Below are 24,876 nucleotides of genomic sequence, written 5' to 3' on the forward strand. Positions count from 1 at the left end.
TTTGCTCTTTTCTATACACCTTTAATATAACAGTAAAAATAAAAAAGTAAAGGCTTACATTGCATTATTGACAACATTTTTAATCTAATTTTTAACACTAAAAAAGGAATCAAAACAACTTAAATTTGTTTTGATTCCTTGATTTTTTAATTACTATATTTTATTAATCTAACTACATCACGTACAATCATCAATTCCTCATCTGTTGGTACAACCAAAACATCTGTGGTTGAATCTTTTGTACTGATGCGACGAATTCCTTTACCGTTTTCATTAGCTTCTTTATCAATTCTTATGCCACGATAATTAAAATGATCTACAATATCTTCACGAATTTCAGCACTACCAGCGCCAACACCAGCAGTAAAGATCAAGACATCAGCTCCACCCAATAAGGCAATATATGAGCCAATATACTTAACAATTCGATTAACAAAAATTTTGATGGCTAAATCAGAACGATGATTCTCATCCTTTGTTGCTAACAAATCACGCATATCTGGTGAAACGCCTGAAAGTCCTAACAAACCAGATTTAGTATTCAAAATCTTTACCATTTCATCGGGATCAGTAATCTTCATCTTTTGCATCAAATAAGCAACTAGTGAAGGATCAACATCCCCAGAGCGTGTACTCATAGTAATACCAGCTAATGGGGTAAATCCCATCGATGTATCAACTGATTTACCATCTTCAATTGCATCAATTGAAGCGCCACTTCCAAGGTGCGCAGAAATAATTTTAAGGTCAGATAATGGTCTTTGCAAATAATCGGCCGCTGCCTGTGATACATAACGATGGCTTGTACCATGAGCACCAAATTTACGAACTCCATATTTTTCATAATACTCATAAGGAATACTATACAAGTAATTGACTGGATCAATTGTTTGATGGAATGAAGTATCAAAAACTGCCACTTGAGGAACATTTGGCAAAATCTTTTCAAATGCTTCAATTCCAGTTGCTTGACCAGGATTGTGCAATGGGGCAAATTCAGAAAGATTTCTGATTTGCTGAACCACACGTGGAGTTACGATGACTGAATCTTTAAAGATACTACCACCAGCAACAACACGGTGACCTACTCCAGTGATCTCATCATAATTCTTGATGATTTTCAATTCAATCAATTTATCAAGCATCTTATTAACAGCTGTCGTGTGATCAGGAATATCACCTAATTCACTGATTTTCTTGCCATTATATTGAACTTCAAAGACTGAATCTGGCAATCCCAAACGATCCACCATTCCCTTGGCGATAACCTTTTCATCAGGTACTGTATATAGTTTCCATTTCAATGTAGAGCTACCAGAATTAACGGCCATGATTTTAGACATTTAATCTCACCTAACCTTTAAAATTTTTTGCCCAGCTTTGCAACTGGTCTTTAAATCCCTCAAACAACTTAGGGTTATTGGTATCTGGTATTGTGCCCATCAAAACATTTTCCACTTGTTTAGCATTGCCGCCATGTTTTTGTAAAACTACGACTGCCTTTTGTGCCTCCTTTGATGCAAATAAGCTTGTTGGCAAATCTAAAACAGCTTGTAGATAAACACTTGAAACCATCCATTCAGATAATTTCTTTGCTTGGTCAGTTTGGAAAATCTGTGAAGGTACAATGAATATACCGATTCCACCGTCATTTAAATTATTCATAGTTTGTTCAATCAACAAATGGTGAGCATAAGAATGTCCCTTGTCTGATTTAGTTTTGAAATTCTTGGCATTGTCATCAATTGGATAATAGCCAACTGGTAAATCAGCCACTGCCAAATCAATATCAGTAATATCCCAATCAGCGACACTATCTTGATGATAAGCATCCAAATTGAGATTCATTACTTCACTAAATGATTTTGTTAAGGAAACTAACGCATCATCATTATCAAGCGCTGCAGCATTGATATTGAATTTGTCAGTCATATTCAATTGTTCAATAACTTCAATCAGCAAGTTACCTGTTCCAACAGTTGGATCGACTATGTTCACGTCTTTCTTACCTTGAACATTTAGTACCTCATAAGCAATTAAGCTAGTTATCAAACCAATTGCATCAGGAGTCATCAATTTATTAACTTCAGCCTTATCATCTTTTTGAGCCTTGATAATTGATACTGTAATCGCTTGCTTTAGTTGCAGTGGAGTTAGATTTAATTTCTTCATCTCCGCATAGATACTCTCTAATTTAGCAACAGTCTCTTTATCGGGAACACCGTTCTCGACATAAACACTGCCATCAGAAATATCTGTCAATGTTTCGGCAAGTGATTCAATGTTGTTAACTCTTAAAGACTCCTTTAATAAAGAATTAGCTTGATTCATCTTATCAAAATATGTTTGCATATCTTTTTCTGACATGGTTAACCTCTTTGCTTAATAATTAAAATTTTAACGTTGAAAACGATTTTATTCAAGGATTCGTCAATTCACAATAGTCTATTTTATTACTTTTATTAATTTTCTTGTTAATTTGTTGCTCATAAATCTCGTCTAAACGCCGGTATCCCGAGATTTGTTCGCCAATCAAATTACTAGTGTATCCTACAATTAAAATTGCGACCGATAATATTAAAAGACTATTCAATAAAACCGTGCCACTTCTTTTATACTTTTTGTTCATCCAACGTTAAGTACATTTCAGATTTTTCACCGGCTTTATTCACTGTTGTTATGATAACTAAATTTGAGATTTTTTCAATCTTAATTTCTTTTTGATTTACTAAAATAGGCTCATGTCCACCACTAACAGCAGTTTTATATCGTAACATTTTATTCCCCTCTTTACCAAAGATATTAAAAACAAAAGCCGGATGCTTGTTATTAAGCCACTCCGGTTTTGTATAGGATATATGATTATCTTTTACTTCGTTTATTTTTAAGGCATGGTCCATTTCACTTTGAATTTTTTCTTGAGTTATATGCCAACGTAACTGATCTTTAAAAGTAGTATGCTGTACCGTCCGCATTATCAATAACGATTGTTGCAAAATTCCTAAGGTCATTAAAGTTATCATTAAAGCCAAAACTGATTCGTACAGAACAAAACCTTTTCTTCTAGCTCTTAACTTGATAGACATGATTATTTACCTTGACTTGATATGTATTTTCAATCTTCTGATAGTAATAAATTCGATTCTTTATCATCACTTTATCGGGCATATGTGAATTTTCTAAATGTAACAATATTATTTTATGTGCGTTGACTCTTTGTTCCCATTGATTGATCAGTTTAAATTGTTCACTAACACAAAGCGACAACATAAAAATGATCATTAAGGAAATCGTTAGAGAAGTTAATGCTTCGACTAAAATAAAACCGCTACGTTTTCTCAATAATTTCACCCCATCCCATTTGAATTCGATATTCATACTTACGATGTGTTAGATTAGATTCAAAAATAATTGTTTTAGGTCCCGATTGTCCAGATCTCCCAATAAAATAATCAATCGGTCCATTAGTGTTTCTTAGAGTTTGAGGTAAAATTTTTTTCTTTAAGACCACTTTTCCACTAATCGCATATCGTCCGAAAATAATATGATTATCACGAATTTTCAAATAAGCTGGTTTTTGATTGAGATATGAATAATTCATCTCATTTTTAAATGAATTCTCAAACCACTCTAAAGATTCCTTCTCTTCAATACGAGCCTGATAATCTTTCAGATTCCACACTGATACAACCAGTAAACTACAGACGATTGCGAGACCAATTACCGTTTCTATTAATGTGAAACCGCGTCTACTAGCGTCCATCCCTCAGCCTGATTGTCTTTCTTCAAAGTTAATTTCAATTTGGTTATTCTTTCAACTTGTTTATCAGTAATATAATTTTTATCCTTTAATTTATCTATACTAACCTCTTCATTAGGGTGATTTTCAGAATACAATTCGGCCTGATTAACTATCGTAGTTTCCAAGGCTTTGTTTGACTTCTCATTGGCATTGTTCCGTTGTGCCGTTAAATTCGGAATCATAATCAAAAGTAATAGTGAGCTTATGAATAGAACGATAACCATTTCAATTAGGGTAAAACCTTTTCTTATTTTCTTCATTATGAGATTCCTTTCATCATTCCATAAATTGGTAACAAAACTATTAAATAAGTTACGACAATTACAACCGCAATAATGGCAAACAAAATTGGTTGCACTAGTCCTAACATTTTTTTGAGATTACGTTGTGTTTCCTCAAATTTCAATTCTGACATCAGCAAAATATCTTGTGCTAATGCCGTTCCACTTTCACCGGCTTGTAAGATAATTCTTAACTGTTTTGGCAATAACGGTTCCCTTTCGACTAAAGTTAATAAACTTTTTCCATTAACTAGATTATTAATGAATTTAGTCGCTAGATGTTCTTGGATCGATCCTTTTTGAAAGCGATTGCTATTTTCACAAATACTTTGTAGATTCATTCCATTAGCCAGTTGCATCCCCAATCCTTGTAAGATCAAAAAATGAAAAAAGGTTTGATAAATTCTTCCTATAAATGGTAATTTCACAAGGAATAAAGCCCGAGCATACTCATCTTTTTTTCTAAGAAAGGCTACCAGAAACAAAATACTTACAATTATTAAAAATAAGATTAGTAAAATTAATCCTAAAAATAAATTTATTGCTTGGCTACCACCTGAGACGGCTAATTGAGGAACAATATAGAGTTTCATTCCCACCAACATTGTTATTAAGAACATCAATATAAAAATCGGATAAGCTAACAATTCTTTAAACTTATTCTTCTGCTTAGATTGACTTTGCAAGAGGATTCCTGTTTGTTCCAAAGCCTGAGCCAACCTTCCATGATTTTGGGCAATGATCAATTGATTGTAAACAACCGTAGGTAAATTAAAATGGATCAATGATTGTGAAATCATTTTTCCCTGTTGCAAATCCTGATAAATTAAGTCAAATACACCTTTCTCATCATCCAATAAACGAAGGCAATTAATTGAATCACTTAGTGAAAAACCATTCTTCAAAAGTTTACTAATTAGAATTAAATATTCAGACTTTTTGGCCGTGGAGAACTTTTTAACCATAAATATATTCCTGATACGTTGTTTCATTGATTCGACCGACTTGATAAGCTTCTTCCAGCATTGATTGCCAATGTTTATCGGCCACTTCATCTTTCAAATATTTTTCAATTTGTGTTGCGTCTAAAGTATCAATAAATAATTCTAAATCATTAAAAGTCGGTACTAAACGTTGATATGAAATAAAGTTAATACCATTTAAGATATCGATCTCATCAATTCCAAATTGTCGCAAACGCTGAAGAATAGAATATTTAGATTTCCCATGAATCGTCGACATAACTGTGTAACCACACAGTGCAGCTTGAACAGCTTGCTGTGCTGTATGGTTATCTCTAATTTCACCAATGATCAACACTTCTGGTCGATGGCGAAGACTGGTTTTTATCAATTCCTCATAGGTCATACCAGCATCATCATTAACTTGTAATTGTAAAAAACTATCTTCAACGATTTCAATCGGATCCTCAATACACATAACCTTCTTATTAATACTCAATTGTCGTCCCAGTGTGTACATCAAAGAAGTTTTGCCTGAACCCATTGGTCCATAAAATAGCATCATTCCTTTTCGCTGAGCAATTGGTAAGATCTTTTGAATTAAGGCCTCGTCTACCACTGAATTAAATTCTTGTGGATAAATTAGCCTCACAACCATTGATTCTCGATTTTGAAAATCTCCTACTGAGGAAATTCTGATAAAGATACGTTTATTTTGATAATTAAAATTAAACGATCCCTTCTGAGAACGACGCCGCTCAGACACATCCAATCCTCCATTAAATTTCAAGAAATTCATAATTGCAAAACTCTCATCATTAGTTAAATCAGCTACCGTGTAATTCTGAAAAGAATTACTTGCTTCAATATGATAAAAGTTATCGTGCGGAAAAAAATAAATATCCGAGATTTTATTAATGCATGCTTCTGTTAATAAATTATTGACCATTGATTCTGCTGTCATCAAATGCCCCCTTTCAGATAAAAATTACGAAGAAAAAAGGCTAAAAAAATATTCCCAGCAATCTTTTTACAATTACTGAGAATATTTTTTAGCCTAATTTGATTCCTGAATCCTTCAGTGCGGCATCGACTACGTTCATAACGATCATACTGTGTTTCATTCTTTCACTAGCAGCATTCATGTCATGCTGTTCAATCATCTGATTGAACGTTTTAAACTCTTCGTACATACGGTGTGGATGAACCTTCTTATCAATCTGTTCAGAATCAGCACCGTTTAATTGTTCACTGTAATCTTTCATTACATTAGTTGGTCCATCAACGACAATCGAACCTTTATTACCTTGAATAGTTGAAGTAACTTGGGCTGAACAATCTTTGGAAGCAATGCATACTACCTTTTTTTCTGGATAATCAAGCACCAAAATACCTGAAGTATCAACTCCTCGCATTACGTTGGCATAATAATGAACTGCTTTAGGAGCGCCCATCAAACCAATTACAAAATGAATATTATAAATATTCAAATCCATTAGAGCACCACCACCCTTTTTAGGGTCAAAAACTGGCAAAATTTTTCCAGCTAAGAAGGCGTCATAACGATGCGAATATTGTGAGTAATTACATTCAATCACCTTTAAGGAACCCAATTCTGGTAATGCCTGCTTCAATGATTGATAGTTAGACAAATACTGATTAGTAATTGCCTCAACCAAGATCAAGTCCTTAGTCTGAGCTAACTTACTTAACTCAACCAATTGAGCTGAATTCAATGTAAATGGCTTTTCACAAATAACATTTTTTCCAGCTTCCAATGCCATTTTAGAAAATTGATAATGTAGAAAATTAGGCAATGCTACGTATACCGTATCAATTTCTGGATCGGCCAAACACTCTTGAGCATCAGTATAAATCTTCTTAATCTGATTATTTTTTTGTAACTCTTCCATAGTTGGTAAATCTCTTGGTGTTCCCATAATCGCAGTTAATTCAACTTCAGGAATATCATGAATCATCGTTAAGAAATCTTTAACAATCATACCTGCTCCAAATATTGCTAATTTCATCCTATTTACCTTCTTTTTTCGTAATTTCATTTATACCGGTTTCAAGCATATGAATTTGATAGATAGTTTCTTCATCTTTAACTGTCTTTGGTTTGCCGTTGATAAGAGCATCATACAGTCCCTGATAAACTCGACTGTAATCACCAATTTCAGAAACAACTTTTTCTTGATGATATTGATTGCTATCATCTAAATAAGTTAAAGTACCGTAATCCTCTGGACGATCAATACCAAAGTCATCGTGATCAGGCATGTAAAAATGCTTCAAATCGATTTCTTGGCGATCCATATCTTGTTTGACGAAGACACCTTTTTTTCCATAAACGGTAAAACTAGGACGTGGTACCAATCTAAAGAAACTTGATTTGACAGAAACCTTCATAATTCCGTAATACATATCAATATCAAAATAATCATTCATTCGATTTTCACCTAATAACTGACGAACATCGTAATGAACCTTATCTGCTTTACCAAAGTACGAAATCACTTGATCCAATGTGTGACAAGCATGACCATATAAGAAACTATGACCAACTGAGAACTGCTTTTCACCTTCTGGAACATAAGGGCGAAAATAGTCATAGGTTGACTCAACTTCCAAGATATCTCCTAGTTTTCCACTTTCAATCACTTTTTTAACAGTTAGAAAATCTGAATCATAACGACGATTTTGATAGCATTGAATCAATAAATGTTTATCGTTCGCCAATTGGAATAATTCTCTAGCCTGAGCCTCTGTTTCCGTAAATGGTTTTTCTACTAACACATTCTTATTATGATTGAGTACTTCTTTTGCTAATTTATAATGTGCTCCAGCTGGAACCGATAAAACTACTAATTGAATTTCTGGATCATTATAAATATCATTTATGTCAGTTGTATATTTGATACCATCAATTTTCTTCCAAACATCGTGACTGATGTGACGGGCGTAAATTGTCTTTACTTTAATTTGATCTTTCAATTTTAGTGAAAATGGTAGATGATAACGATTAGCACTTTTACCATTCCCAATATATGCGATAGTCAATTTTTTCATAATTGATTCCTCCCTTTATCCATAAACATACTTTACAGTCAAAAAACTAAATTGATAACCTTTTGACTTGAAACTGGTCATTATGAACAAAGATAAGTATCAATTACACCAATCTCATAAACATTATGTTCAGTGGATTCGGTATAATCAGATTAAAAGGAGATCTATATATGCTTTTTTAAGATAGAATTACTCACATTAATGATTTGACCGATAATGAACAACGTATCGCTAAATACATCGAAAACAACTTAGATGCCGTTTCAACTATGGCAATTCAAACCTTAGCCTCAAAGACCTATACATCTCATTCGGCTATTGTTCGTTTTGCTAAAAAGTTAGATTACAGTGGCTTTCGGGCTATGCGCCAAGATATCAATAAGGACGTGCAACAAAACATCATTAAATTGAATGATGTTGACGCCAATTTTCCCTTCTCTTCGACTGATTCATCTGTTGATATTGCAAAAAATATTTCTGACTTAACTATCAACGCTGTAAAAAGAACTTTGGCCCAAATAAATGAAAAAGAACTAAACGCGGCTGCAGCCAAAATTATGGATAGCAAGCGCCTAGTTCTCTTTGCAATTGGTGACACACAAATTCGAGCTCGTGGTTTTCAGAGTAAACTTGTTAAGATTAATAAATTTGCCATCATTGCTGAGGAATACAGCGATGAATCATGGACTTCTGTTAATCTGGATGAAAACGACTTAGCTATTTTTCTTTCTTATACAGGTAACAGTGCTAATTATTTAAAATTAATAAAATTTTTAAAGCAACAGAAAGTACCTACACTTTTGGTGACTGGTAATCCTGACAGCAAAATGATTCAATACGCATCTCAAACCATTGCCATTATTCAAAACGAATACGATATTTTCAAAGTCAGCACTTTTGCTTCTCAAATCACTTTTGAATATTTATTGGACACTCTCTTTGCTATCGTTTACTCTCAATCATACAAAAAGAACTTAATTAAATTGCAGAATAACTACAATAAATTAACTTCAAATAACATTCTCGATAGTATTCCCGAAAATAAAAAAAGATCGTAAACATTATGTTTACGGTCTTTTTAGTTAAAGAACTTATTCTTCATCGTCATCTGCAGCAGCAGTATAAACTTCTGAAACATCTTCATCATCTTCAAGTTGATCAATCATATGTTGAAATTGTTCTTTTTTCTCTTCTGGAACAGGTGTAGTGTTTTGAGGAATCATTGTTAATTCTGAATCGGCAAGTTCGTAGCCCTTTTCGATCAAACCATCACGAACGGCTGCAAATTCTTTAGCTTCAGTATAGATTTCATAAGCGTCATCTGATGTTTGTAGATCATCAGCGCCAAGGTCCATGATATCCATCAAAACAGTATCTTCATCTTGGGTATTCTTTGTACGATCCAAAACAATGTAACCTTTACGGTCGAACATGTAAGCAACTGAACCACTTGAGCCCAAGCTTCCTCCGTTACGGGTAAATGCAACACGTACGGCAGAAGCAGTTCTGTTCTTGTTATCTGTTAAAGCTTCTACTAGAACTGCAACTCCACCTGGAGCGTAGCCTTCGTATGTAACTTCATCATAATGTTCATCACTGCCACCTTCAGCCTTGTCTAAGGCACGTTTGATGTTGTCCTTTGGCATATTAGCTGCACGAGCTTTATCTACGATTAAACGAAGGGCAGCATTATCGTTAGGATCGGCACCACCCGATTTAGCTGCCATGAATAACTCACGAGACAGCTTTTGGAAGATTTTACCACGTTTTGCATCTTGGGCACTTTTTCTACCTTGGATGTTATGCCATTTTGAATGTCCTGACATTTCTGTTTCCTTCTTTCATGATTATTGTAAACCGCATATAATTTTATCAAACTAATCGCGGTATTTCAATATCCGTAGGCTAAATAAACTATAAAAGAAGATATTTTCTTTAACTCAATTGAATTTTTTAAAATCTAAATTGATTAAGGTTAGAAACTCTAGTGTAATGCCTAATAGACGGACTTTGCCATCAGTATCATTTTCTGTTTATGAAAAAATTTTCAGATCATTAGTTGAATTTTCGCAAGCGCTTACTAAAGTGTTCTTAAAATTAGGCTATTTGTCACTCTTTAACTTCCGAAGACTTTCTAAAAGTACTTAAAAAAATCATTAATCCGTAAAACAGATTCTTTCTTAAGCTTGGTTAAAGTATGAATGTTATTAAATTTCCAATTCTTACTCCAGACTAAATAATATTTCAATTATTTTTCTTGCGATAAATATGTTTAATAGGCGAATTTTATAATCAAGTTAGCCACTTTCAATAAAAGCTCAAAATAAAAACACCAAGACGAAAAAATCAGGTATCATTGGAGTTCCTACACAAACAATGAAAGAGGTTTTTCGTCTTGATGCAAGAAAATGATACCATAATACGACCTAAGGGACACCATTTAACTGAAATTGAACGTGGTGAAATAGCTTCGCTTCACCTTTTGGGATTCTCAAATCGTAAGATTGCTCACGCCGTTGGCGTTTGCCCTCAAACTATTAATAATGAGATCCGCAGAGGGACCGTAAGACAGGTTAAAAAGGTTAATGGGAAACAATATTTCTCTAATGATTATTACCCTGATACCGCTCAATTACGTTATGACACGCTGCGTAAGCAGTGTCATCGACCTTCTAAGTTTAATCGAGTTAAACAATTCCTAAGCTACTTTGTAGAACAGTTCAAACAGGGGTGGTCTCCAGATATAATCGCAGGTAGATCACGTGTCGATGGGTTATTCTTTAAAGATGAAATGGTATCAACTACCACTCTTTATAAGTACATCGATGAACAACGTTTAGAGATACGTAATATAGACTTAACCGACAAAATGAATAGATCTACCAAGCTACACGTTTCGAAGAAACATAAGCGTCTATTGGGTAGAAGTATCGAGGAACGTCCTGAGAGCGTTGACTTGCGAGAAGATTTTGGTGACTTTGAAATTGATACTATCGTTGGTAAGAGAAATGGTCACGAGAGCGTAGTCTTAACACTTATTGAGCGTAAATCCAGATTCGAGATAATGCGACTTATTGACGGTAGAGATGCCGACTCTGTTGATTACGCTATGGAAGAGATCAAACATAATTACGGTCACATTATCAACTCGATAACCGCAGATAATGGTCCTGAATTTGCTAATCTCGATTCTGTTATGTCTGGAGTTTCAGATGTTTATTTTGCACATCCATATACTTCCTCAGAAAGAGGAACCAATGAAGCACATAATAGAATGATTCGTCGTGACTTGCCCAAAGGGCTGTCACTCGATTCTATTGCTCCAGATTTAGTATCCTCTATTGAATCAAAGCTCAATGATATGCCTAGAAAGTTGTTGAACTACAAAACTCCACGGGAACTATTCACTAGTTTCTGTGGAGTTTAGAAATGCACTTTTCTGGCACTGATATATTTCGTATTTATTTTTTGGACAAGTGGCTAACTTGTTCTTGTAATTTTCGAATATGTTTAATACGTAATTTTGTAAAATAAAAACGACCTCTATGTAAGAGATTCAAGTAAAGGGTATATCTTGAATACTTAATGGAAGCCGTTCTTTTGATTTGAAGTTTTTATATTCAAATACTAAAACACCAGATATTTCAACTATATTAGTTGGTATTTAATTACAACCAAGTTTAAGAAAGAACTTAAAACACAGGTTAATAAGTTTTAATTATTTTTGGATTCATGTTGACGAATTAAGTACAAAACGAGGACTAGTATCAAGATTCCTACTAAAGCGCCTGTACTATCCAAGACAACATCTTCAACCAATGGCGTACGTCCACCAGTTAGCCCCTGATGAAATTCATCGAAAGCTGCTAATCCAGTTGCCGTCATCCAAGGAATAAAAATCATCAAAATGAAATTCTTTTTGAAGTATGTGTACAATGCTAGACATAAGAAAACTCCTAACAACAAGTAAATCCCAAAATGAGCTCCTTTTCGAATGAAGAATTCAACAAACTTAAAATAGCCATCATTCTCAACGGATTGATACTTACCACTGTAGGTAAACCCAATTTTAGATAAAGCACTATAAAATGGTTTACCGGCTAAATATTTTTCTAAAAATGGAACTGATGTCTGTTCTTTATAAGTCATCGAAGAACTATAAAAAAGAATTGCTTCAATAGCAACCACTAGTCCCCAGAACCACTTTTGTTTTGTTTTTAAACTATTATCCATTAACTCTAATCATTATCCAACTTAACAGTCGAATTGATTTCCTTAGCATCATCGAAGTAACCAGAATAATACAATGAATGAGTTGCCCAATAATACATTACAGTTGAGAAAATCAATATAACAACGAAGTCCATTGGATACTTAATCAAATTCATTCCACCAAAATCTGATCCACCAATCCATGAAATAATTGACAAACCAAACAGATGAACTATCAACCAGAGACTGGCGTACAATTTCTGCTTAAATTCTTTAAATCCACGACGATAATCATAAACAAAATAAATTGGTAATCCAACAATAATGATTACGATAACTTCAACCGTGGTTGGGAACATAGCCCAATAAATTGCCAAACTAATTAAATCAAAAACAACTGGAGCTAGAATTTTCATTCCTTTAATTTTTGTTGGTCTTCTCATTTCCGGACCCATTTTACGTAAACTTCCTGCTACTACTGGACCAGATAACAAAGAAATCAACGTCGATGCTGCAACAACACGTGATAATAATGACCAATTTTTAAATAGTAAAATCAAAATAAAACTAACAACAAAATCGACCATTAAAGCTATCCGTGGTGAATTATATTTATTATTCGAATTGCTCAAGAACAAAGGTAAATGCTTATTCTTCGGCATTGAAGACAATGACTTGCTTGCAGATGAGGCAAAAGCTATTCCGCTACCTACCGGTGAAATAAAGGCTGTAAAATAAACTAAAGTTGATAACCAATAGATATTCAATAGGATAGCTAAATCAGCAAATGGTGAATTGAAGTTGATTTTTGACCAACCACCACTGACAACTGATTGTGGCAAAGCTCCAATAAAGACAATCTGTAATGCAATATAGATCAAAGCACTAATCAACAATGATAGGATGATTCCTCGTCTAATATTAACTGACGGTTTCTTTATGTCATTGCTCAAATTAATAACTGTTTGAAAAGCTACATATGAATAAATAATTCCGGCACTACCAATTGCCACAAAAATTGATGAAGTACCATTAGGCATGAATTCACTGAATGAACTCCCCATATTATTGAAATCAAAATGAGCTGTAACCAATACAATCATTGTAATAATCGGTACAACCACTTTTAATACAGAGATAAAATTATTAAATTTAGCCATAATTGTAACTGACCAATAATTAATAATTGTAAAAATAAATAACATGACTGTTGCCATCATAATTCCCTGGAGGCTAAGTTGTCCGCCCTTCATAAATCCGTGCGTCCAATTAGCCCACTCCCATGGCCAAGTACTCATATACTGAACCGAGGCCACAGCTTCAATCGGTAAAATGGCTAATAATGAAATCCAATTAGCCCATGAGAAAATATGTCCTAACAACGAACCATGAGTGTACATCGTAAATCGACTCATAGCTCCCTCTTCCGGAAACATCGTCCCAATTTCGACGTAAACCATTGCAATCATTGCTACTAAAACTGCTCCCACAATCCACGCAATAATCGCTGCTGGACCGGCTATTTGTGCTGCCTGACTAGATCCAAACATCCAACCTGAACCAATAATCGCACTTAGCCCAAACATTACTGTTGAGAACAAATTTAATTTTTTATTCCTCATAAAACCACCAATCTATAATTTTTATAACAAAAAATAGCCTTCATTACGAAGACTATTATATATCCATTATGTAAATTTAGGCTACTCTACTGTTACACTTTTTGCAAGGTTACGAGGTTTATCAACATCATTACCACGTGCCAAACTTGCATAGTAAGCAATCAGTTGGGCTGGTACGATACTGATGATTGGCGAAATCAATTCATCAATTTCAGGAATAATAATTTGATCCCCTGCCTCAGAATATTTTTGACTAGCTATTACCAAAACATGTGCTCCACGAGCCTCAACTTCTTGAATATTACCACGAGTATGGCTAGCTCCAATTCCGTCATTCACGTAAGCAAAGACAGGTGTATCTTTCTCAATCAATGCAATAGTTCCGTGCTTTAATTCTCCAGCCGCAAAACCTTCAGCGTGAATATAAGAAATTTCCTTCAATTTAAGGGCAGCTTCAAGAGATAAGGCGTAATCAACACCTCTACCAATGTAGAAAGCATCAGATTTGTTTATTAAGTAATCGGCCGTTAATTCTTTGATTTTATCTTTTTCATCAACAATAGTTTGAATGCCATTGGCAGCTAATGCTAACTGTTCTTTCAAATTAAATTCTTTAGCAATTTGAAGATCCTTAGCTTCACCTAATGCTTTAGCCAAGACAGCTTCAACCGCAATTTGAGCTGTGTAAGCTTTAGTAGAAGCAACCGCAATTTCTGGCCCAGCCAACAATTCCATTGTATAAGTAGCCTCTCTAGAAAGGGTCGAGTTAGCTACGTTTGTCATTGTTAAACTTGGAAACTTCATCTCATTAACTTTAACTAGTACTTGACGACTATCGGCGGTTTCACCACTTTGTGATAAAAAGATAAAGAATGGTTTCTTAGAAAGTTTTGGCATATGATAGCCAAATTCACTACCCAATTCAACGTCTACTGGTACATCGGCAATCTTTTCAAAAATATTGCGACCAACTAATCCAGCATGATAGCTAGTTCCAGCAGCGACAATATACAAACGATCAGCTTGTTTGATTTCATCCAATAAATCTTGTTCAACATTTAAAGAACCATCATCATTGATATAATTTTTTGAAATCTTTCTCATAACATTTGGTTGTTCATCAATTTCTTTCAACATATAGTGATCATATGTACCCTTAGAAATATCATTTTCATCAATATTTACAGTATAAGGATCTCTTTGAACCTTAGTACCATCGATCTTACTAATTTCAACTGCATCTTTTTTCAAGATAACAACTTCACCATCATGAATTTCAACAAATTTATGAGTTTGATCAAGCATGGCCATGGCATCTGAACAAATAACATTGAAACCATCACCTAATCCAATTAGAAGTGGACTCTTATTTTTAGCAACAAAAATACGATCTGGTTCTTCTTTATCAATCATAGCAAAAGCATATGAACCCTCGATTAAGCTAAGTGCTTTACGAAAGGCTGCTTCACCGTCCATACCTTTTTTAGCAAAATAGTCGATTAATTGTACGGCTACTTCAGTATCTGTTTGACTTTCAAATTTGAAGTCAGATAAATACTCTTTTTTCAATTCAGTGTAGTTAGTAATAACACCATTATGTACTAGATAAAAACGGTTATCTTCTGAGAAATGAGGATGAGCATTTTCAATTGTTGGCTTTCCGTGTGTTGCCCATCTAGTATGTCCGATTCCAGCTAGGCCTTGGACATCACTCGTAACGGCATTCTCTAATTCACTTATTTTACCAACCTCTTTAACTAAGAAGTCTTTACCTGCTTGATTATTAACGTAAATACCAGCTGAATCATAGCCACGATATTCAAGTTTTTCCAATCCATTTAATAAAATATCAGTTGTATTATTATTTCCAATTACTCCGACAATTCCACACATAATAATTATAGCCTTTCTAAATTGGTATAGTTTAATTTATTATAAATGGTATAGGTCATTTAAAATGTGCCTATCACCTTGCGACAATGACTAGAATACTAATCTATTGTCATTATGTCAAGAAAACTTTAATATTTATTATAAATGGTATAGGTGGTATGTACCGATTATAGATATTGGTATATATTATATAGACCAATAAAAAAAGAGAAATCAAGGGTTAATTCCCTCAACTTCTCTTTTTTAAAATTTCTTTATCTGTATTATATTAGCTTAATTCATTTTTGACAACTTCAACGATTTGGTCACAGTATTCGTTGACCTTTTCTTCAGTTGAAGCTTCACACATAACACGAAGCAAAGCTTGTGTACCACTAGGACGAACTAATACACGACCGTCTCCATCCATCTCATCTTCAACTGTTTTAATAACGTCAAGAATTGCTTGATGCTTGTCCCATGAATTCTTGTCAGCTACAGGAACATTAACAAGCTTTTGTGGATAAACTTTTACAGGGGCAGCTAATTCAGCTAAGCTCTTACCAGTTTCCTTCATAACATGAAGTAGATGTGTACCTGTAAGCATACCATCACCAGTATTCATATATTCATACAAAACAACATGTCCTGATTGTTCACCACCAATGTTGTAATTGTTCTCACGAATCTCTTCAACAACGTGACGATCACCAACAGCCGTTTGTACAGAATGCATTCCATTTGCTTCAATAGCCTTGTACAAACCAATATTACTCATAACAGTAGTTACAATTGTATCTTTCTTTAAACGTCCACCATCATGCAAATATTTACCAAGAATGAACATAATTTTATCACCATCAACAATATTACCATCAGCATCGACAGCAATACAACGATCTCCGTCACCATCAAAAGCTAATCCGGCTACAGCATCTGATTCTTTAACACGTTGAGCCAATTGTTCTGGATGAGTTGAACCAACATTCTTGTTGATATTGATTCCATCTGGATGTGAAGCCATGATATCAAAGTCTACATTTAAATCAGCAAAAAGTGTACTTGCTAAACGACTTGTTGAACCATTAGCAGTATCAAGTACAATCTTCATGCCACTAAGATCATCAGAAAGAGTTTGTTTCAAGAATTGTAGATACTTTTGAGCACCTTCTGGATAATCAGAAACACTACCTAAGCCTTCAGCAGAAGGTCTTGGTAAAGTGTCTTCTTTAGCGTCTAATAGTTCTTCAATCTCCTCTTCAACATCATCTGGCAACTTGTAACCATCTGACCCAAAGAATTTAATACCATTATCTTCAGCAGGATTATGTGAAGCTGAAATCATAATACCGGCATCAGCTGAAACGGCACGAACAAGATATGCAACAGCAGGTGTTGTAATGACATCCAAATTTAAAACTTCAATACCAACTGAAAGCAAGCCTGAAATTAGACTAGTTTGTAGCATTTGACCAGAAATACGTGTATCTCTAGCAACCAAAACACGTGGATGTGCGTTTTCGTTATCTGAATGTTGTGTTAAAACATAACCACCACATCTACCTAATTTAAAAGCTAATTCAGGACTTAGCTCCTTATTCGCAATACCTCTTACTCCGTCTGTTCCAAAATATTTTGTCATGAAAAATTTACCCCCAGCGTTTATTCGCTATCATTATTGTCATTTGTTGAATTAGTGCTTGATGAACTTGTGTCGCTACTAGTATTACTCTTGGAATCCGAACTAGTTGATGTAGTAGTATTTCCTGTCGTACTAGACAACGCACTAGAACTGGCACGATTAATCGTCACACTAATAGTAGTTGGATCAGTAAAAGTGACTTTATCACCTAAAACATCACTTAAATTGATTGTCTTCTTTGTGCTACTACTATTTACGTCTGAAACATCAACCGGTACATCGATTGAGTCATCAATGGCGCTGATTTGATCTTTGGTACCGAAAACTCTAATATTTTTAACATCAGATTCAAACGTATAACTCGTATCCGATGAACTTCCTTTTTGCTTCAAATTAACACTTACTTGCTTACTTTGAATCGAAATAGGAATTTTCACATGAATTGTTTGTGGATCTAATGTAACATTTACTGTTTTACCATTTTTATCGAGAGCTTGCACTAAAACTTCTTGATCAAATGTAGATTTTATTCCCTTAGGCAAATTGGGTTTAACAACTACCTTATCGATTTTAGCAATTTCAGAAGCTGCACCTGTTACAGTAACAGTATCTGGAGACTCTTCGATTGTTCCCGTCTCATAACCACTTGCTAACGAATCCTTATTGTAATCAACATCCACCGCAAATCTCTTTGTTACACGTTTTTGAATATTAACCGTGACATACTTAGGCTTAATACTGTATGTCAATTCACTATTTAACCCAGTCTCTTTAATTTGAACTCGATGTTGGCCAATGGAAAGGTCTCTTAAATTCAAATACAAATTAAAGTTCTGTGTATTTTTTGTTGCTGTGACTAGTGCTGCTGGACCTTCAATCGTCATTTTAACTTTTTCAGGATATCCAGTTATGTAATACTTGTCAACATCTGCCTGTAACTGCAATGGCACAGTAATTGTAGCCTTCTTGGTTACCGTAGATGTACTTGATTGATTAGAATCTCTTGTCGAACCCACACCGGGTGTACTTACGAAGAAAAATAACCATAAGGCACAACAGAGAGATATAAATGCATAAAAATAATTACTGTTAATTATCTTTTTCATCTTGTCTCTCCTTCTTCTTTCGACTTAATTTCAAAAATCCTAAAATAGAATGAGTTCCATTTTCATTAGGATCTTTCAATTGAGCTTGGAGATACTTTAGATAATCATCCCGAGACAAGTCAAGCATCATATGACCATTTCGAGTAATCATCACGCCACCAGTTTCTTCAGAGACAACAATTGTTATCGCATCAGTTACTTCACTGATACCGACAGCCGCACGGTGTCTTGTTCCTAATTCTTTAGGAATAGTATTACTCTCTGACAGAGGTAAATAGGCAGCAGCTACAGAAATCCGATTATTTCGTACAATAACTGCCCCATCATGCAGTGGCGTATTCGGAATGAAAATATTGATCAACAACGCTCCAGTAACTTCAGCATCCAAATCAATTCCGGTCTCAACGTACTCTTCCAAGCCAGTGTTCATTTCCAAAGTAATCAACGCACCAATACGACGTTTACTCATGTACTGAATGGCCTGATCAAGACTCTCAATCAAGTGGTTCTTTGTCTTACCTTCTTCATTACTAGTCGAACTAAAGAATGGCAATCGACCTAAATGTTCCAAGCCACGACGAATTTCAGGCTGAAAGATTATCACAATAACAATAATCCCCCAGTTGATCAGCTGATCCATCAAATAAGAAACAGTATGTAGGTTTAAAGCCCAACTAATGAGCTTAATACCAAAAATAATTATTATTCCCTTTAATAACTGAACAGCTTTGGTGCCTCGTAACATCGACAGAACTTTATACAAAAAATACCAGACTACCAAGATATCAACCAAGTTAGCCAAATTCTGCCATGTAAAAATATTGCTTGGTATAAAATTCATTTTTATAGCTCCTTAGTAGTTCGAACTAATTATAACAAACAATAAAAATTATAAAAGTTCACCATATTTTATGTTTTTAATCTACACCAATACTAATAACTTCTTCACTATAATTAATATTCTTGCGCAATTCATTAGCCGTAGTTTTACTGATTTTTCCCTGTTCCAACATATCTTGTACAAAGGCTCGACGATAACTCAAAGCCTTTATTTCAAGATTCATACGCTCACTATTAAACTGAGGTGAACGTCCACGATACTTCCCTTGTAATAATTCCAGGCGATCTTCGTAATGACGTTGGAAAATATAGATCAAATCATCATCAATATCATCTGAGTCTGACTGATTCAATTCCTGTAATTTCTTTAATGCATTCTTAGCACCAGCAATGGAAATTTTAATCGAATCTTGATTAATCTGCTGAATATCATCCGAATTTACAGAACGATAAATCAAATGCTTAATCTGCAAATAAGTTCTACGGAAGTAATTATAGAAAAATTCAACCGTCTGGTTAGAACGACGATGAACAATTTCCTTCTTATAACGAGCAATCTTCTTTATTGCTAAATCATACGATTCATCAGATATCTCGTGATTATCATATAATTCATCAATTGCTTCTAATTCACAGTTAAAAGAGATATCCCATAATTCAGCATCTTTTTTACCACGAACTCGATGTTTACTGATTTGACTCGTTTTAACCTGATTGCGCGATTGAATACCTAGATTACGCACATCGTATAAATATTCAGCAATAACAGATGAATAAACTGCCGTATCACCATCATCCATTTCTGAACGTAATTTTTTGACCGTCTTTTCTAAAATGACACGGTTAGCCTCAAATTCTGTCAATTCTATCGGTGTTTCATCACTATCTTCATCACTTTCATCATCCTCATTTTCTGAGGTAAGTGTGCTACCACGATAAGCAACTGGCGCACTATTTTTAGTCAAAATAGGAATCAGCAATGTGGCCCCCAACAAACTGAAAATAATAACGGCACTAGCGATAAATAGTAGAAGTGTTCTAGATGGAAAAGCAGCTCCACCCTTGATTGTCATTGGAATTGACAACGCACCAACCATTGTAACGGCACCACGAACACCAGAAATACCTGACATCAAACAGTCGTCAAATCTGGTTTTTGACCATAAAACTATCTTGCCATCCCCATTATTGGAAAATGTCGAATAGATATAACTCCAAAGGAACCGAATGACAACTAACATTATCCAAATTATAAAGGCTAGCAATGTAGCCCCAAAAGTGTTGATATTATCGTTATGAACTAACTCCTCCATTGCAAAGGGAATTTCGATTCCCAAAAGGACGAAGACAATACCATTAAGCACATAAACAACTAAATCCCAGGTTCGGGAAGTAACCAATCTAATTTCGGGAGTAAAGTTACTAATATTTCTACCAGAAGAAATATTCAAAATACCCGCTATAACGACTGATACAACACCTGAAACATCAAAAACATCTTCGGCCACATAGTAAATAATAAATGGAATGATAATCTGAATAATCGCATGCAAAATAGAATCATCAACACCTTGATTAATCAGATATAATCTTATTCCATTGAAAATCCAAATCATTACAGCACCAACCAAAGCACCGATAATTGATATATGAAAAAAATCCATTGTTGCACTTTTTAGTGAAAAGACTCCTGTCACTGTTGCAGCGACTCCGTATTTAAAACAAATCAAGCCAGATGCATCATTAATCAGACTTTCTCCGTTGATCAAATGCATCAATTTGTCCGGAATATGAGCCTTTTTAGCAATGGATTCAACCGCAATCGGATCAGTTGGTGACAAAACTGCTACTAATGTAAATGCCGTTGCCCAAGGCAATTGAGGAATGAGCCATTTTACAAACACTCCTCCAATAACCGTAGACAAAATAACTAAGATAATCGCATTTCCTAAAATAGGACCCTTTAATTTCCAGAGCTCTCTTTTGGGAAAATTATTTCCATCATTAAATAGAATTGGTGCAATAAACGCCAGTAAGAACCATTCAGTATCAACATAAATCTTCACATGCATAAATAGAGCCGCCAAGATACCTGCCGCAATTTGTAACAAACTGGGTGGAATCGATACAAAATAGTGACTTACAATATTGGCAATAATTAATAAAGAGAGAATCAAAATAATTGATTCAATTATTTCCACAGACAACACCTACCATTTTTTTATTTTTCGTCTTCACCAATAATTCTAACTTCAGTATGAAGTTCGACATCAAACTTTTCTTTTACAGTCTTTTGAATCAGATGAATCAAATTCATATAATCAGTTGCTGTGGCATGTTTAATGTTTACAATAAAGCCAGCATGTTTCATAGAAACTTGGGCTCCGCCAACAATCTTACCTTGTAAGCCAGCCTTGATAATCAAGGGACCTGTGAAATGACCCTTTGGACGTTTGAAGACACTTCCACAAGAAGGATATTCAAGAGGTTGTTTTGATCTTCTTAATTCGTTCAAACGATCCATTTCTTCCTGAATAACTTCCTTTTTACCGCGTTTCAATGCAAAAGTTGCACTAATTACAATTCCACCATTGTCCTGAACTATACTGTGGCGATATGAGAAGTCCATTTGTTCATGATTAATAGTTGTGATATGACCATCAGGTAATAACACTTCAGCAGATTCAAAGACATCTTTGATCTCACCACCATAGGCACCGGCGTTCATAAAGACTGCTCCGCCGACACTACCTGGAATACCAGCAGCAAATTCAATGCCAGTTAAACCAGCCTTTTGTGCAGCTATCGTTGTATTAATAATCGTTGCACCAGCTTCGGCAGTAACTTTAGTATCAGATACTGTGATTTTATGAAAATTAGGTAAAATAATTACAATTCCTCTAATTCCACCATCTTTTATGATCAAATTGCTGGCATTACCGATAATGGTAATATGCACATCATTGACCCTAGCAGTATCGACAATTTTCACTAATTCATCACGAGTTTTAGGAAATGCCAAAACATCAGCATTTCCTCCCGTTTTAGTGAACGTATACTTACTGAGTGGTTCATTTATTTTAAATTCAATATTAGGTAATTCATCAACTGGAAAATTCAATATTCATCATCCTTCATATTGCATAGACTTACATATAATTTTATCACATACTCAGATACATAACGAACTAACAAACATTACAATAATGCTATAATTGTGCCGAGGTGATTTTATGAAACTTATATCTTGGAATGTAAACGGTTTACGTGCTGTAGTCAAAAAAGACTTTGTTAAAACTTTCGAAGAATTAGATGCCGATATCTTCAGCATCCAAGAAACTAAATTACAAGAAGGTCAAATTGATCTCGATCTATCCGGATACCACCAGTACTTTTTCTATGCTAAAAGAAAGGGGTATTCTGGCACCGCCGTTTTCACCAAGGAAGAGCCTTTGAACGTTCATCAAGGTTTAGGAATTGATGAGTTTGACGATGAAGGTCGAACTTTAACTCTAGAGTTTAAAGATTTTTACCTAATCAATAGTTACACCCCTAATTCTCAACAAAAGCTCAAACGTCTGGATTACCGTATGCGTTATGACGATGCTTTAAGAGAATATATGCAAAAGTTATCAGTTGATAAACCAGTTATTCTATGCGGTGACCTCAATGTTGCCCATGAAGAAATTGATATTAAGAACGACAAAACCAATCATAAAAATCCCGGTTTCTCTGACGAAGAAAGAGCCAAATTTACAGAATTATTAAATAGTGGCTTCATTGATACTTTCAGAACTTTACATCCCGATGACGTTAAGTATTCATGGTGGAGTTATCGTTTCAATGCTCGTAAAAATAATGCCGGTTGGAGAATTGATTACTTTGTCCTATCTGATAATGGTAAAAAAATGTTAAAGGCCGCCGACATTCACACTGATATTTATGGTTCAGATCACTGCCCTATTGAATTAGACTTAGATATATAAGGAGTTTAACTTATGAATTTTGTTTCTATGGATTTTGAGACTGCCAATGGAAGCCGCGATAGCGCTTGTTCTTTAGCTTTGGTACTTGTCCGTAACGATCAAATTGTTGATAATTTTTATACACTAATAAATCCTCAACAATATTTCAGTCCTCGTAATATTCAAATACATCACATTAGACCCGAAGACGTTCAAGATGCTCCTACTTTCGATCAAGTTTGGACACATATTCAACCTTTATTTGATAGTAGCCATTTGGTTGCCGCCCATAACGCTAGTTTTGATAATAGTGTTTTAAAGAAAACTTTAGTCAATTATGGAATTGTAGTACCCAAGTATTTAACGATTGATACTTTACGCACCAGTCGTAAATTTTTCCCAGATTTTCCTAATCACAAGCTGAATACCGTTTCCGAACGTTTGAATATTGATTTGCGTAACCATCATAACGCTCTAGCCGATAGTGTGGCTTGTGCCGAAATCCTTGTTAAAACTGAACAGCAATTTGGAACTGAACAAATAAAAAAGATGGTCAAGCTCACTAGCTAAACCATCTTCGACATAATTAATGTCTTATCTTTTGTTAACTCTGTTGCAAATCCATATTTTTGATAAATATGGATGGCGACAGGGTTATTTTTATATACTTCTAAAAAGATTTTCTTTAGTGGTGATGATTTAACCCAATCAAGAATATCCTCAATTAAGTAAGAGCCAATACCATTATTCCAAAAATCTTTATCGACCACAATTCCTAATTCTGCTTGTTCATCATCTTTAGCTTCAATTCGACAATAGCCAATGATATCTTCATCAAAAATAGCTACCATCAACTCATCAACTTTAGATTGATAAATAGCATCCAAAGATTCCCTCTCATTATCAACAGTTAAATCTTTTAAATCTTCAAATATGATAAAGTCCGACTGTTGACTAACCTTCTTTAAAAATTTTATTAACTTAGAGGCATCGTTAGGAATACTCTCCCGTAAAGTTAGTTCTTCACTCATTAAAGGTCTCCAAACTTACGATCAGCGTATTTTTCGCCATGCAATTTAAAAACAATTTGACGATCAGTATCCGATAAACGGGCAATATTAATCGAAATATGTTCTGTCGGAATTTCATCTTTAATAAATTGAGGCCACTCGACTATAGTAATTCCATTACCATTGAAGTACTCATCAAATCCCAAATCTTCATCAGGACTACTCTCTAAACGATACGCATCCATATGATAAAGTGGTATTCTTCCGTCTTGATATTCACGTATTAAAGTAAAAGTAGGACTCTTAACGTTCCTTTTTATTCCTAAGCCACGTGCTAATCCACGCGTCAAAGTGGTTTTACCGACACCCAAATCACCATTTAGAACAATCACATCCCCTGCTTTTAACAATTCGGATATCTTTGCTCCCAATGCTTCGGTCTCTTCATATGAATGGGTTGTTAGTTGATATTCAAGCATAATTTCTCCTA

25 protein-coding genes are annotated in these 24,876 nt (G+C 34.6%); 4 read left to right on the forward strand and 21 right to left on the reverse strand.

Annotation, left to right across the window (positions count from 1 at the left end):
- Window positions 1-146 precede the first annotated feature (146 nt).
- The 10 genes from ACI6PB_RS09300 to ACI6PB_RS09345 all read right to left on the reverse strand — a co-directional run bounded on the left by ACI6PB_RS09300 (window position 147) and on the right by ACI6PB_RS09345 (window position 8,117).
- Window positions 147-1,343, reverse strand: a complete 1,197-nt coding sequence (locus tag ACI6PB_RS09300; RefSeq protein ID WP_025085784.1) for an acetate/propionate family kinase — start codon at window positions 1,341-1,343, stop codon at window positions 147-149.
- Between the two features lie 10 nt (window positions 1,344-1,353).
- A complete protein-coding gene (locus ACI6PB_RS09305; RefSeq protein ID WP_025085785.1) occupies window positions 1,354-2,367 on the reverse strand; it encodes a class I SAM-dependent methyltransferase in 1,014 nt (337 codons plus the stop codon).
- A 245-nt stretch (window positions 2,368-2,612) separates the two neighbouring features.
- A complete protein-coding gene (locus tag ACI6PB_RS09310; protein ID WP_025085786.1) occupies window positions 2,613-3,086 on the reverse strand; it encodes a ComGF family competence protein in 474 nt (157 codons plus the stop codon).
- Window positions 3,064-3,342: a hypothetical protein gene (locus ACI6PB_RS09315; protein ID WP_404327349.1), complete on the reverse strand. Its 279-nt coding sequence runs from the start codon at window positions 3,340-3,342 to the stop codon at window positions 3,064-3,066. The genes ACI6PB_RS09310 and ACI6PB_RS09315 overlap by 23 nt, the downstream gene beginning before the upstream one ends.
- Window positions 3,329-3,763, reverse strand: a complete 435-nt coding sequence (locus ACI6PB_RS09320; protein WP_081784538.1) for a type II secretion system protein — start codon at window positions 3,761-3,763, stop codon at window positions 3,329-3,331. Before ACI6PB_RS09320 ends, ACI6PB_RS09315 begins: the two co-directional genes overlap by 14 nt.
- Complete coding sequence (comGC, locus tag ACI6PB_RS09325; protein WP_404327350.1) at window positions 3,733-4,062, reverse strand: competence type IV pilus major pilin ComGC; 330 nt, start codon at window positions 4,060-4,062, stop codon at window positions 3,733-3,735. The genes ACI6PB_RS09320 and comGC overlap by 31 nt, the downstream gene beginning before the upstream one ends.
- Window positions 4,062-5,048 carry a type II secretion system F family protein gene (locus tag ACI6PB_RS09330; protein WP_404351062.1) on the reverse strand — a complete coding sequence of 329 codons (987 nt, stop codon included), beginning with the start codon at window positions 5,046-5,048 and terminating at the stop codon, window positions 4,062-4,064. Before ACI6PB_RS09330 ends, comGC begins: the two co-directional genes overlap by 1 nt.
- Window positions 5,041-6,009: a competence type IV pilus ATPase ComGA gene (comGA, locus tag ACI6PB_RS09335; RefSeq protein ID WP_404327352.1), complete on the reverse strand. Its 969-nt coding sequence runs from the start codon at window positions 6,007-6,009 to the stop codon at window positions 5,041-5,043. Before comGA ends, ACI6PB_RS09330 begins: the two co-directional genes overlap by 8 nt.
- Window positions 6,010-6,097: 88 nt before the next feature.
- Window positions 6,098-7,075, reverse strand: coding sequence for a Gfo/Idh/MocA family protein (locus ACI6PB_RS09340; protein WP_404327353.1), 978 nt, complete (start codon window positions 7,073-7,075; stop codon window positions 6,098-6,100).
- 1 nt (window position 7,076) lies between these two features.
- Window positions 7,077-8,117 carry a Gfo/Idh/MocA family oxidoreductase gene (locus ACI6PB_RS09345; protein WP_309510767.1) on the reverse strand — a complete coding sequence of 347 codons (1,041 nt, stop codon included), beginning with the start codon at window positions 8,115-8,117 and terminating at the stop codon, window positions 7,077-7,079.
- Between the two features lie 206 nt (window positions 8,118-8,323).
- On the opposite strand from ACI6PB_RS09345, the gene ACI6PB_RS09350 reads away from it, so the two are divergent.
- Window positions 8,324-9,175 (forward strand): MurR/RpiR family transcriptional regulator, encoded by an 852-nt coding sequence (locus ACI6PB_RS09350; RefSeq protein ID WP_404327354.1) that lies wholly within the window; start codon window positions 8,324-8,326, stop codon window positions 9,173-9,175.
- Between the two features lie 33 nt (window positions 9,176-9,208).
- Here the strand turns inward: ACI6PB_RS09350 and ACI6PB_RS09355 are convergent, their stop codons facing one another.
- Window positions 9,209-9,943 (reverse strand): YebC/PmpR family DNA-binding transcriptional regulator, encoded by a 735-nt coding sequence (locus tag ACI6PB_RS09355; RefSeq protein WP_025086309.1) that lies wholly within the window; start codon window positions 9,941-9,943, stop codon window positions 9,209-9,211.
- 572 nt (window positions 9,944-10,515) lie between these two features.
- Here ACI6PB_RS09355 and ACI6PB_RS09360 point away from each other — a divergent pair.
- Window positions 10,516-11,544 carry an IS30 family transposase gene (locus ACI6PB_RS09360; RefSeq protein ID WP_041501690.1) on the forward strand — a complete coding sequence of 343 codons (1,029 nt, stop codon included), beginning with the start codon at window positions 10,516-10,518 and terminating at the stop codon, window positions 11,542-11,544.
- Between the two features lie 287 nt (window positions 11,545-11,831).
- On the opposite strand, the gene ACI6PB_RS09365 is transcribed toward ACI6PB_RS09360, so the two are convergent.
- The 8 genes from ACI6PB_RS09365 to murB all read right to left on the reverse strand — a co-directional run bounded on the left by ACI6PB_RS09365 (window position 11,832) and on the right by murB (window position 22,532).
- On the reverse strand, window positions 11,832-12,350 hold the full coding sequence (locus ACI6PB_RS09365) for a VanZ family protein (RefSeq protein ID WP_404327355.1): 519 nt from the start codon (window positions 12,348-12,350) through the stop codon (window positions 11,832-11,834).
- A 5-nt stretch (window positions 12,351-12,355) separates the two neighbouring features.
- Window positions 12,356-13,951, reverse strand: a complete 1,596-nt coding sequence (locus ACI6PB_RS09370) for an APC family permease (protein ID WP_025085860.1) — start codon at window positions 13,949-13,951, stop codon at window positions 12,356-12,358.
- Between the two features lie 81 nt (window positions 13,952-14,032).
- The gene (gene glmS, locus ACI6PB_RS09375; RefSeq protein WP_404327356.1) at window positions 14,033-15,844 is read right to left on the reverse strand and encodes a glutamine--fructose-6-phosphate transaminase (isomerizing); all 1,812 of its coding nucleotides are present in this window, start codon (window positions 15,842-15,844) and stop codon (window positions 14,033-14,035) included.
- A 268-nt stretch (window positions 15,845-16,112) separates the two neighbouring features.
- Complete coding sequence (glmM, locus tag ACI6PB_RS09380; RefSeq protein ID WP_025085861.1) at window positions 16,113-17,465, reverse strand: phosphoglucosamine mutase; 1,353 nt, start codon at window positions 17,463-17,465, stop codon at window positions 16,113-16,115.
- Window positions 17,466-17,485: 20 nt separating this feature from the next.
- The gene (locus ACI6PB_RS09385; RefSeq protein ID WP_025085862.1) at window positions 17,486-18,571 is read right to left on the reverse strand and encodes a YbbR-like domain-containing protein; all 1,086 of its coding nucleotides are present in this window, start codon (window positions 18,569-18,571) and stop codon (window positions 17,486-17,488) included.
- Window positions 18,555-19,412 carry a diadenylate cyclase CdaA gene (gene cdaA / locus ACI6PB_RS09390; protein WP_056955969.1) on the reverse strand — a complete coding sequence of 286 codons (858 nt, stop codon included), beginning with the start codon at window positions 19,410-19,412 and terminating at the stop codon, window positions 18,555-18,557. The genes ACI6PB_RS09385 and cdaA overlap by 17 nt, the downstream gene beginning before the upstream one ends.
- A gap of 76 nt (window positions 19,413-19,488) precedes the next feature.
- Window positions 19,489-21,612, reverse strand: a complete 2,124-nt coding sequence (locus ACI6PB_RS09395; protein WP_404327357.1) for a cation:proton antiporter — start codon at window positions 21,610-21,612, stop codon at window positions 19,489-19,491.
- A gap of 20 nt (window positions 21,613-21,632) precedes the next feature.
- Window positions 21,633-22,532 carry a UDP-N-acetylmuramate dehydrogenase gene (gene murB, locus ACI6PB_RS09400; protein WP_025085864.1) on the reverse strand — a complete coding sequence of 300 codons (900 nt, stop codon included), beginning with the start codon at window positions 22,530-22,532 and terminating at the stop codon, window positions 21,633-21,635.
- Window positions 22,533-22,644: 112 nt separating this feature from the next.
- Between murB and ACI6PB_RS09405 the strand changes: the two genes are divergently transcribed.
- Complete coding sequence (locus ACI6PB_RS09405; RefSeq protein WP_025085865.1) at window positions 22,645-23,397, forward strand: exodeoxyribonuclease III; 753 nt, start codon at window positions 22,645-22,647, stop codon at window positions 23,395-23,397.
- Window positions 23,398-23,409: 12 nt separating this feature from the next.
- On the forward strand, window positions 23,410-23,946 hold the full coding sequence (locus tag ACI6PB_RS09410) for a 3'-5' exonuclease (protein WP_056955968.1): 537 nt from the start codon (window positions 23,410-23,412) through the stop codon (window positions 23,944-23,946).
- Here the strand turns inward: ACI6PB_RS09410 and ACI6PB_RS09415 are convergent.
- Together ACI6PB_RS09415 and tsaE are read right to left on the reverse strand one after the other, a co-directional pair.
- The gene (locus ACI6PB_RS09415; RefSeq protein ID WP_309510761.1) at window positions 23,943-24,407 is read right to left on the reverse strand and encodes a GNAT family N-acetyltransferase; all 465 of its coding nucleotides are present in this window, start codon (window positions 24,405-24,407) and stop codon (window positions 23,943-23,945) included. The genes ACI6PB_RS09410 and ACI6PB_RS09415 overlap by 4 nt on opposite strands.
- On the reverse strand, window positions 24,407-24,865 hold the full coding sequence (gene tsaE / locus ACI6PB_RS09420) for a tRNA (adenosine(37)-N6)-threonylcarbamoyltransferase complex ATPase subunit type 1 TsaE (RefSeq protein ID WP_025086113.1): 459 nt from the start codon (window positions 24,863-24,865) through the stop codon (window positions 24,407-24,409). The genes ACI6PB_RS09415 and tsaE overlap by 1 nt, the downstream gene beginning before the upstream one ends.
- Window positions 24,866-24,876 lie beyond the last annotated feature (11 nt).

It is taken from the genome of Companilactobacillus paralimentarius, from assembly GCF_963227125.1.
Taxonomy (GTDB): Bacteria; Bacillota; Bacilli; order Lactobacillales; family Lactobacillaceae; genus Companilactobacillus; species Companilactobacillus paralimentarius.